Here is a 3724-nt window from a genome sequence, read left to right on the forward strand (position 1 = left end):
GCAACTAACCAACGTAATGGGTGCTGCTGTATCAGCCACCGAGTCCCCCGATGATCAGGGAATCTTTTATCTCGGTCAGCACGCCAATGGTACTGACATTTTTTTCTTAGCAAAAGATGAAACGTTAAATCAGCAGCTAGCACTCAATGATTTGCCCAGGCCTTACCCGCCTATGCCTGAACAGGAGAATAAATTCAGTAATGCTGATTCGAAACCTTATTTTGCACTGGACAAAATTGCCCCTACAGGCTGGTTTCCCTATTTATCGCTGACCAATGAACGCAATGAACTCGGCATCAGTGTCTCGGGTTCTGATCCATTAAACTGGCACCAATACGCCCTGACAGCTGCATATGATTTCAGTAATAACTGGCCATTGGGCTGGTTTTCATATCGCTACGACCGCTGGCGCGTCGCATTAAAACTGTCTTTTCAACGTGAAGTATTAACTGTCCTTGATACACAGGGCAACCTCAATAGTTTTCGTGACTCAGATACGCTGACAGCGGAGGCATTGCTCCCATTCCTTACCCGGGACAGGCAATGGACTTACCATTTCGGCATCAGTAGCAACAAAGAATCTGATAAAGAAGTCGAACCAACGGGGATTCCTCTGGCAACACTCAAAGATGAAATACTTGGCGCGGCGTTAACCTACAATTCAGCAAGACATTTTCCTCGTGGCATCAGCCTGGAAGATGGTGTGCGATTGCGCGCTGTTGCCGAAGACAGCGACACCCTGGATAGCGACTATACGGGCCAGGTTTACACCCTGGACTGGACTGGCTACTTCAGCCTGACTCACAAACATGTTCTAACAACACGATTGATCGGGGGACTCGGAACGCAGACGCCAAATCCGTTTCGACTGGGTGGTAGCGGGAAAGATTTTGCAATAGTTCCACCGGCCGCAACGCTTTATGAACCAACAACAGACGTATTTAATAAACGACAATACCCCTTGCGAGGATATCCCGAAGGACTGGCCAACCTGGTTGGACCGGATATGTTGCTAGCAAATATTGAGTGGCGCTTTCCACTGGCCCTGGTGGAATCCGGCATTATGGTTCCACCCGTGGGAATTTACCAGTTACATGGTACTTTATTCTATAGCGCAGGCGATGCCTGGGATAGTGAAATCGAGTCAGCAGATTACTCGAACAGCGCAGGATTAGAATTCTACATGAAACTTATACTAGGATACTTTATACCATTAGACATCAGGCTGGGTTATGCGCATGGATTTGACGAAAACGGAGAAGACCAGGTTTATCTTGATGCTTTATTTTCGTTTTAACACAAGCGTACCACTTTCCCAACACTCTATTATCAGCGACCAGCACGCACCAAACCGCCCAATCCCGCTTCTTCTAACACTGCATTCAAATTGGAACGAATAGCATCAGCCGTTTCATAACTCAATGCCTCTGCCAGCAAGCGCTTCGCGCGACCGGAAGTAAAATTGCGAACCACCCATTTGATTCGCGGCAAGTTGGCAACACTCATGCTCAGGCTGTCCACAGCCATACCTATTAACAATATTGCGGACGCTGGATCTCCAGCCATTTCACCGCACACACTGACCGGAACATTCTCCGCATGACTACCCTCGATGACCTGAATCAAAGCACGTAATACAGCCGGGTGTAAGGCATCATAGGATTCAGCGACACGGGAATTATTTCGATCAACTGCCAGCAGGTATTGTGTCAAATCGTTGGTACCCACGGACAGAAAATCGACCCGGCGCGCAATTTCCCGAACCTGGTACACGGCAGAAGGCACTTCAATCATTACACCAATTTTTGGCATTTCAATCTTATAACCTTCTTCCACTAACTCTTCGTAAGCACGCTTCAGGATCGCCAGTGAATCATCAACTTCATGCACACTATTAATCATTGGTAATAGCAACTGCATACGGTCAATGCCTTCGCTTGCACGTAACATGGCTCGTAACTGCACCAGAAAAATTTCGGGATGATCCAGTGTGATACGAATACCCCTCCAACCGAGAAAAGGATTATCTTCCTTAATGGGAAAGTACGGTAATGCCTTGTCACCACCCACATCCAGGGTGCGCAAAGTAACCGGCCCGCTATTAAATGACTGCAACACCTGTCGATAAATCTGAAGCTGTTCTTCTTCGCCGGGAAAACGATCCCGAACCATGAACGGAAATTCGGTACGATACAGACCAATGCCCTCTGCACCATTGGTATCTTTGGGAATAAGGTCTGCCAGCAAACCACTATTAATATGTAACGGAACATGCATCCCGTCCGGGGTTTCTGAAGGCAAATCCTGCAGTGATGCCAAATCCGCGGAGAGTTCCTGCTCTTCCTTGGCTAAACGGTTAAATTCAGCCAACACCGCTTTTGTAGGCGAAATATAAATTCGGCCCCGGTAGCCATCCACAATCATATTCAAACCATCAATACGACTGACTGGCAGATCTGCACCCATGACTGCCGCAATACCCATAGCTCGAGCTAAAATTGCGACATGCGATGTTCGGGAACCGGTTACCGAAACCACTCCAGCCAGCTGAGTAATAGGCACTTCCGCGAGCATTGCCGCGGTAATTTCTTCTCCGACCAACACTGTATTACGAGGATAATTTCGTGGTCCGTCATCACCACCGCTTTGTAATCTCACGAGTATTCGGCGACCCAGGTCTCGAACATCTTCGCCGCGTTCACGCAGATAGGGATCATCCATATCCTCAAAAGCACGCAGGTGCTCCCGGATGGTGTCGCGCAATGCGCCCGACGCCCAATTACCTTCGTGAATTCGTTGAACAACATCACCAACGAGTGCTTCATTTTCTAGCATCAACAAATAGGCATCAAACAGCGCCCGATCTTCAACCGGCAAGCGATCCGTTAATCTCGCCATCAAAGACTTGATATCCTGCCTGACGCCTTCTACAGCCAGACGAAAAATCTGTTCTTCTTTCTCAATGTCCTTGATCGTTCGATCGGGGATTGCATCCAAGTCCGCAGCAGGATAAAGCACAAATGCAGTACCAACGCCAACTCCCGGAGAGCCCGGCTGTCCGGCAATCGGTGCTGCGCTGCGTACCGGCGTTTGCTCGACAAGATTAATACCGCTGGCTTCCGCATGCGCAATAGCGCCCGATAACTGAGCTGCAATGGTAATCAGAAAGGTAACATTATCTTCATCGAATTCTTCACTGGCATAGCGTTGCACCACCAGTACGCCGAGTAATTTTCGATGATGGATGATTGGAACACCCAAATAAGCGTGATAATTTTCTTCGCCCGACCCTGGAATATACTGATAACGCGGGTGCTTGGCCGAATCAGCAATATTGACTACCTCTTCCCTTTCACCTACCTGACCCGTCAGGCCTTGTCCAAAATCAAGCCTTACCTTACCCACTGAGTCCGGATTTAGCCCGTCTGTTGCCATTAGTATATTCTGCCGATTTGTATGATCAGCCAAATATACGGAACATAAATCCACTGCCATCGCGCTTTTCACGCGTTGTACAATGATATGCAATGCGTCTCCAAGATCTTTCGCATCATTTACTTCCTGTACGATGCGTCGCAAAGTGTCGAGCATTATGTTCCTTTACTGTTTGTTCAATAATTACGAACTGCGTTCATTCATGCATCAAAATTTCAGACCCAAGCTCACTGCTCAGCTATAAACACTGAAACTGCATAGCAGACATTTTTAAAGAGGGTATGGGTAC

2 protein-coding genes are annotated in these 3724 nt (G+C 47.9%); one reads left to right on the plus strand and one right to left on the minus strand.

What is annotated here, in order from left to right:
* On the plus strand, nt 1-1297 hold a 1297-nt coding region (locus tag ACWVCM_RS06470; RefSeq protein ID WP_455200909.1), incomplete at its 5' end, for a hypothetical protein.
* A 32-nt stretch (nt 1298-1329) separates the two neighbouring features.
* On the opposite strand, the gene ptsP is transcribed toward ACWVCM_RS06470, so the two are convergent.
* Nucleotides 1330-3591 carry a phosphoenolpyruvate--protein phosphotransferase gene (gene ptsP / locus ACWVCM_RS06475; protein WP_455200910.1) on the minus strand — a complete coding sequence of 754 codons (2262 nt, stop codon included), beginning with the start codon at nt 3589-3591 and terminating at the stop codon, nt 1330-1332.
* Between the last annotated feature and the right edge of the window lie 133 nt (nt 3592-3724).

The sequence above is a fragment of the Kaarinaea lacus genome (genome assembly GCF_975902315.1).

Coding starts and splice junctions, on each gene's coding strand:
- ptsP (WP_455200910.1), bottom strand. CDS start 3,591: ATGCTCGACACTTTGCGACGCATCGTACAGGAAGTAAATGATGCGAAA.